The sequence below is a fragment of the Intestinirhabdus alba genome, assembly GCF_009711095.1.
In the GTDB taxonomy this organism is placed as follows: Bacteria; Pseudomonadota; Gammaproteobacteria; order Enterobacterales; family Enterobacteriaceae; genus Intestinirhabdus; species Intestinirhabdus alba.
Genome location: NZ_WMJZ01000066.1, coordinates 1 through 7,140 on the forward strand (window position 1 = coordinate 1; position 7,140 = coordinate 7,140).

Below are 7,140 nucleotides of genomic sequence, written 5' to 3' on the forward strand. Positions count from 1 at the left end.
CGACGCGGGCGTCTACACCGCCTCAGCGCTGACGATGACGATAGCCGGTACGCACCCGTTGCGTGCGACGGTGAATGCTCAGGACTCCGCGCCTGTGGAGGTGATTGTTAGCGCGCTGAACAGCGTCGATGCGGCAGACAGCGTCACCCTGGAGGCGAGCAGGGAAGCGCTGAAGGTGGGGGAAAACACGGTGCTGAAGGTGACGGTTAAGGACCGGTATGGCAACGGCGTGACCGGACTTTCCGGCAGCGATATCGCCCTTAGCGGCGCGCTGGAAGGCCAGAACGTGTCGGGGCTGAGCTGGGAGGAGAGCAGTACCGGCGTCTACAAGGCAGAGCTGACGATGACGAAAGCGGGGACGCATCGACTGAAGGCGACGGTGAACCACAAGGAGTCTGGCGAGGTGCCGGTCACCGTGGCCCAGCCCAATGTGGTCAGCGTGGTGAACAGCGTGGCCCTGGCGGCGAGCGTCAGCCAGTTGGTGGTGGGTGAAACCACGGAGCTGACGGTGACGCTGACGGATGCATACGGCAACGGCGTGACCGGGCTTTCCGGCAGCGATATCGCCATTAGCGGCGCGCTGGCGGGCCAGGAGGTGTCGGGGCTGAGCTGGAGCGAGGGAGACGCAGGCGTCTACACCTCAACCGCCCTGACGATGACGAAAGCGGGGACGCATCAGCTGCAGGCAACGGTAAATACTAAAACGTCGAACGTGGTGCCGGTAATCGTGGCCCAGCCCAATGTGGTCAGCGTGGTGAACAGGGTGACCCTGAAGGCGGAACCTGGCGCGCTGAAGGTAGATGAAACCACGGTGCTGGAGGTGACGCTGACGGATGCATACGGCAACGGCGTGACCGGGCTTTCCGGTAGCGATATCGCCATAAGCGGCGCGAAGCCAGGCCAGGATCTCTCGGGACTGAGCTGGACGGAGGGTGACGCGGGCGTCTATACCTCATCTCGACTGGTGATGACAATCGCCGGGGAACATCTGCTGATGGCGACGGTGAACCTCAAGAACTCTGACAAGGCGCGGGTAAACGTTGCTAACCTCAGCGGTAAGGAATACGTAAGCGCGATTACCCTGACCACGGAGCCGGCTGATGTCGCAATAGAAGAGGGAGAGGACGTTGTGCTGAGTATTGTGGCCACGGATCAATACGGCAACCGGGTGACGGGGCTGACGAACAGTGATATTGCGATAGCGAGTAATATCGCCGGTCAGACGGCCACCGGCCTGAGCTGGACGGAAGCCACCGGGAGCGATATCGGCAAATATACCTCATCTGCGCTGGCCATGACGATTAAGGGGACACATATCCTGACGGCCACGGTCAACGGCAAGACGGCTGAAGCCAAACCTCTTGTGGTAAAAAGAATGGTTGTGATCAGCGGCGTGGTCACGGATATAACAACTGATACAGGGATTAAAAACGCCAGTATTACTATTACAGAGGGGGAGGCCACGATAGATTCCACAACGTCGGATCTCAAAGGTAATTTCAGTATCAGGATTGCGGAAGGGGAGTATACGATCAAGGCCAGCGCAGCAGGGTATCTGGATACCGACCTGACGACAAGCGATCTGGCCACCGAGGCTCGGAAGATTGCAATGATACCTGAAATATTTGCGAACGATATCGTGGTTATTCATACCACCTGGGCACCAAGTTCTGATGTTGATGTTGCGTTATATGATGTCGCTCTGGAAAAGATGGCTGGTTTTAAGAGACCATATGACGTTGAAGAAGGGAAAGAAAAGTACGGTATGTCCTGGGACAGGGACGACAAGACAGGTAGTAACGGAGGAGAGGTTACCACGATACGAAAATCTTCTACAGGGTCAAAATGGAAATATTTGGTAATGCCTTATAGTACTGGTGCGCGAAATCATACGGTCACGGTGAAGCCCTATGTGATCGATCCGGTAACCCGCAGAGCGTCTGCGAAAGATGTAAGTACGATCACTCTCTGTGGAGCACTGTATCACTATAAACAGGTGCTGACGATCACCAGGAGCGGAAATCAGATCTCAGTAGTGAAAGATAATGCAATCAACTGTGAGGAAAGAGAGAGTTGGTATGGCGGGGCTACCAGCCGCTCTATTGGAATAAAAAAATAGCGTTTGGCAGTATTAAGTTGTAAAGGATAGTTATTTTATCTGCCGTTCGCTCAGTGCATGTGGGCTTATAGCCCACATGCAGAAGGCTGAACAGATAGCTATAACGTAAACCTTTCTGATATAACCCGCCTGTATATGTTAAATGGCATAAATGCAGGTGGGTTATTTTTATAAGGTTATTAACAAATAAAGTGCACAGATGTCGGCCGTTGCGGAAGGTCGCTGGAGTAAAGGTAATATGGTTGGAGGTGTGGCCGTCGGCTCCCACAGATTATGTCAGTTATTCCGGTAAATTGGTCCGGCCAGCCGCAATGCCCATCTTTCGCAAATCTCTTTTGACGACAATTCAAATCACCTCTTTTAGGCTGCCGAGATAATTTTATCCGTCTGCCAGGGCTACGTGTTATAAAATTTGCTCATTTGTAGCTGCCTTTACCGAAGGGAGTGGTCGGCAGGATATTTCGGATTTTATGTATTTATATATGAGAATTTTACCTGAAATATTATTATATTCTTAGTTTTCCTCTGTAACGTGACGCTCGCTGTAAAAAGGGGGGCTGTCATGTCATTTCCTCATTTTGGGGGGTGTTGTGATATTTAATTCTGCCTTCTCTTTTTAAATAGCTGTTTATTCTGTCTGTTTGCCAATCAGATAATGACTAAATTTTTCTTTTGTCCGTTTCCGGACATTTTCCACCATTCCGCCGATGATGTGTTCGACTGTCCCCGGCAAATAATATGGTTTATATTCGCTCTGTCTGCTGCAGTATCTTATTTACTGAACAACGATATGGCGCAGATGACAGAAAAATAATGTGAGGTGCCGGGTATATGCCCTAAATAATTCGAGTTGCAGGACAAAACGCAGCGCGTTTTGAACAGCCCCTGGGCTGGCCCCGAAGGGGTGAGGCCCTCAGGCCGAATCACGCGGCGACGCAGTGAATCCCCGGGAGCTTACTGGAGTAAGTGACTGGGGTGAGCGAGGACAAATCAGTTTAGCTGATTTGAACGCCGCTGGCGGCGGCCCTTCAGGGTGAGGCCCCCGGGCCGAATAAAGCCAACGCACATGCAACCTGAAGTATGACGGGTATAAAGATGTTATTGCGTAATGCAGAGCAAAGGGAGCCTTTTGAACGGTGCCCGCGCCTTCCTCTTTAAGGTTGGCGGAAACGCGACGGAGCAAGGCTAATGAATGACTCGGATAAACTTGTTGCCCAGTATCAGTGCAGCCAGAAAGGCGATGAGCGCTTCTTGCTATACCCTAAATAATTCGAGTTGCAGGACAAAACGCAGCGCGTTTTGAACAGCTCCAGAGCTGGCCCCGAAGGGGGAGGTCCTCAGGCCGAATTATGCGGCAAGCGAGCAACCAATTCGTCAGGCGAGGGACAGGATGTTTCACATTCATCCCCGGGAGCATAGCGAATGATGTGACCGGGTGAGTAACAAATTTGTCCGGAACAGAATGAACGCTACGCGGTGGCCCATCAGGGCGAGTCGTCATGGATGAGACAAGTAACCAAAGGCCAACGCACATGCAGTCTGAAGTATGACGGGTATATCGGCTGTTTTTATCTGTGGCGTATTAGCATTGCTTTATAACAGGGTGCCGCTTATTCCATTATTAATTATCCACTGCCGTCAAAACAGCCGGGGAGAGTAAACCTTGTTTCTGTCAGAGACCGGTTTTTTTGCTCTTCAAATTAATTAGAGATGTTTAATTTTAAGGATGTAAATATGTACGAGATATTTAAAAAAACTGCGTTATTACCCGCAATTCTGATTGCCGTTGCGGTTTCACTTTCTGGATGCAATGCGACCTCCGCTAAGAAAAAGGTGCGTAATACGCCCTCACCTGCCGCCGTGCAGGGGGCTACGGCAGCCAAAACGGAGAGTCGGCAGTGTACGGATAATTTTGATCTGCTGAAGAAGCTCAATCCGACGGCGTTTACCCTGTATCGATCGCAGTTTGACGCGATTAATGCTTCCTACAGTTATTACAATGAAAACCGGGAGCTGATGGAAAAAGATCCGCAGGAGGTTATGACCCTGACCCTGAACGATAAGCTGAACCTGATTTGCGATCGGGTAAAAAGCCAGACGTTTATTGAAATTCGTAATCGGATGAACACGATTTCAAAAATCTGAAAGGAAATTGTGGATCAATATCCTGAGTAGTTCGCGTTGCATGACAAAGTGCAAAGTGGTTTGTACAACCGCTGGCTACCCCCGTGAGGGACAGGGACGTCCTTCATTGCGCATTTGTCAGCAAAGAATTTGCCCGGTCACAGAGTGCTTTCAGTGAGGGATGGTAATGTCTTTCATTAATTTCCGGAAGCATAGCGGAGTGTATATACCCTAAATAATTCGAGTTGCAGGAAGGCGGCGACGCAGAGAATCCCCAGGAGCTTACTGGAGTAAGTGACTGGGGTGAGCGAGGACAAATCAGCTAAGCTGATTTGAACGCCGCTGGCGGCGGCCCTTCAGGGTGAGGCCCCAGGGCCGAATAAAGCCAACACACATGTAACTTGAAGTATGACGGGTATACAATCTAAAAGTCATTCCAGGCTATTGCTCCAGGAGGCGATGCCGGGATTGTCGCAAATGTTGCCGTATAGCTGTTAACTGAGGATATTTCTGGCGCTGATCGTTCGACTGCAGGTTGTGCATTGATTCTGGAGTATGCGAGGTTGGTTTGCCGGGCTTACCCTGGAGACCCTGTCCTTGTTGAGTAGACAATATACAGGCGTTTTGACGGGGGCAACCCTGATTCTCAATGTTAAATAAAATAGCCCAAAAGAGGCTGCCGCAAAGCGTTTAAAATATATCTAAATAACACTGATATTAGGCCAAAACAAAAGTATCTCAATCAGCTTCATTTCATCACTGGTTCGGGCCGGAGTCGTTTTAATGACGTATAGCAACAATCCGTAACAGGAGATAACTTCGAAGGTGAGGGGGTTAGATAATGTCGTTGCCAATATGAATATAAAATAAATGTGAAAAGGCTGTCTTTAAATTTTAAATAATATGCAAAGATTATCACACACAGACAAACGGAATAGCAGATAAAGAAGGAGTCAATATGCTAAATAGCGAGGCTAATACAGTATGTTGTTTCGGTTGTGAGAATAAATGTACCTATAGTAACTGGCTTACATGCCGACGCCGGCTTTCTGAAAGCCAGTCTCAATCGCCAACGACCTACTGCATCTGGCCTGCAACTAATACCTGGCTGTACCTGGGGGTAAGCACGCTTATTGAAAAGCTTTCTCTGCATGAGTTACGCACTGTAGAAAGTAAACCTGTTGTATTCATTGATTTTTCAATAAATAATTTTGAATATTTTATCTCTGACAGCTGGCTGTGGGACTTTAAGGATTCAACTGTCATTTTCATCACTGATTCATCGATGGCACCTTTTGCTAACTACTGGTTCGACCAAATGAGAACGCTGGAGATCTCTGGAGGAATTATTTATGCGGAAGATACTATTTCGCAGATAATCAGAAAACTTATATCTATTAGTAGTGGGAATATCATTTATCCTAAAAATGACATGCAGCGCATTACGATTAATGAATTTGCCATACTTCGTCTGCTCTACCGGGGCGTATCACCGAAGCGAATGGCAACCTTCTGTCAGACCAGCGTCAATGCGATATACGCCAATAAGAGTAAAATAGAGAAGAAGTTTAAGTGCCCTATAAAACGGCTGCCTCGAGCGGGAATGCTCTGACGGACGATGAAATTTACCTTGCGTCACAGAGAAGGAAGGTCGCTTTTTATACTCTACAATTATTGATGCGGTTTTTCATATTAACCTCGCGTTATATCATGAAAAATAAGGGGGGGCCGTGGATGAGGTGCTGAATTTACAGGAGGCAGAGCTAAAGGCAATGCTGGCGGAAATCAAACAGCTCGTTGTGACATATGGCGGAGATGTGGATATTGTCGTGAAGATTAACGATGGTAAGGCAGGAGGTAAAACCATCAATATCATCATTGATGAGGTCACTGAGATGGATATCGCGCTTGACAGAATATATAGCGATTAAGCCGTCACTTTTATAGCGCCGATGCGATCTCCGTCGGCGCGATACATCCAGGTTTTATCGCTGAAAATATTCGGATAACAGAGAAAAATGCGACGAGCGATCCTGAATAGCGTCAGCGTACGGGCAGTCTGAGGCATGGACGGGAAAACAGCAATTATTCACCGGGGCGACGATCGAAGTGTAAGCCAGCACAAAAAATCGCTGCAGCCGGAGCCGCAGAGAGGGTGTTATAGCGCGTTATGGCTGCTCTGGGGGCTATGGGGCATCGGCCTGGTCATATGGCTGGTCGTTAAAACGGGAAAGGCAGATATCTTATTCAAAGAGCATACGGCTATCTTTATCACCGTTAACCTTATAACGGGGGGAAGCCTGCTGTGGACAGGAATGCGAATAGTCATGAAAATATTAAAACGCAATAAAAATAGCCAGCCGGCAAAAGAAACGAAAAAAATGGCGGCGGTGCCGGAGACGCGCGCCGAAGAGAATAAGGGGCCGGATGCGGCGGCTGACGGCGTAGAAAAGAAAGCGAACTGTAGCGATACGCTGATTGCCTATGGAACGGTTATGACGGGCGTCCTTACCGTGGAGGGCAATATTGTTGTCGAGGGCGTTGTGGAGGGCAATATCGTCTGTCACAACCGGGTAAATATTGCCGAGGGCGGCCAGGTCAAAGGGGATATACAGGCGAAGCTTATCGTCATTAACGGAAAGATTACGGGTCGCTGCGACGCCCACAGCGTGACGCTGCAGGAAAAGGCGCAGGCGGAAGGCGATATCTGTACCGCGGGGCTGGTAATCGAAAAAGGGGCGGTTTTTTCCGGCCATTCCCTGCCGGGCAAAGCGGCAGAAACCTCGCCGGCGCAGAAAGCGCAGTCCGGGCGATAGCCCTCTGCAAAGACTTACCGTGGGGCTTTGCGCCAGTAAAAAGGGAGTGTTAGAAATTCTGTGTCATTCCAGTAATATACA

5 protein-coding genes are annotated in these 7,140 nt (G+C 49.5%); all 5 read left to right on the forward strand.

The window, feature by feature from the left end; genetic code table 11:
• A partial coding sequence (locus tag GJV78_RS21945) for a carboxypeptidase-like regulatory domain-containing protein (protein ID WP_155110212.1) occupies positions 1–2,119 on the forward strand: 2,119 nt, incomplete at its 5' end.
• 1,734 nt (positions 2,120–3,853) lie between these two features.
• On the forward strand, positions 3,854–4,264 hold the full coding sequence (locus tag GJV78_RS23830; RefSeq protein WP_230979213.1) for a hypothetical protein: 411 nt from the start codon (positions 3,854–3,856) through the stop codon (positions 4,262–4,264).
• Positions 4,265–5,201: 937 nt separating this feature from the next.
• Positions 5,202–5,855 (forward strand): helix-turn-helix transcriptional regulator, encoded by a 654-nt coding sequence (locus tag GJV78_RS21955; protein ID WP_155110213.1) that lies wholly within the window; start codon positions 5,202–5,204, stop codon positions 5,853–5,855.
• 118 nt (positions 5,856–5,973) lie between these two features.
• Positions 5,974–6,174, forward strand: a complete 201-nt coding sequence (locus GJV78_RS21960) for a hypothetical protein (RefSeq protein ID WP_155110214.1) — start codon at positions 5,974–5,976, stop codon at positions 6,172–6,174.
• Positions 6,175–6,570: 396 nt separating this feature from the next.
• Positions 6,571–7,059, forward strand: coding sequence for a bactofilin family protein (locus tag GJV78_RS21965; RefSeq protein ID WP_209439278.1), 489 nt, complete (start codon positions 6,571–6,573; stop codon positions 7,057–7,059).
• Positions 7,060–7,140: the final 81 nt, after the last annotated feature.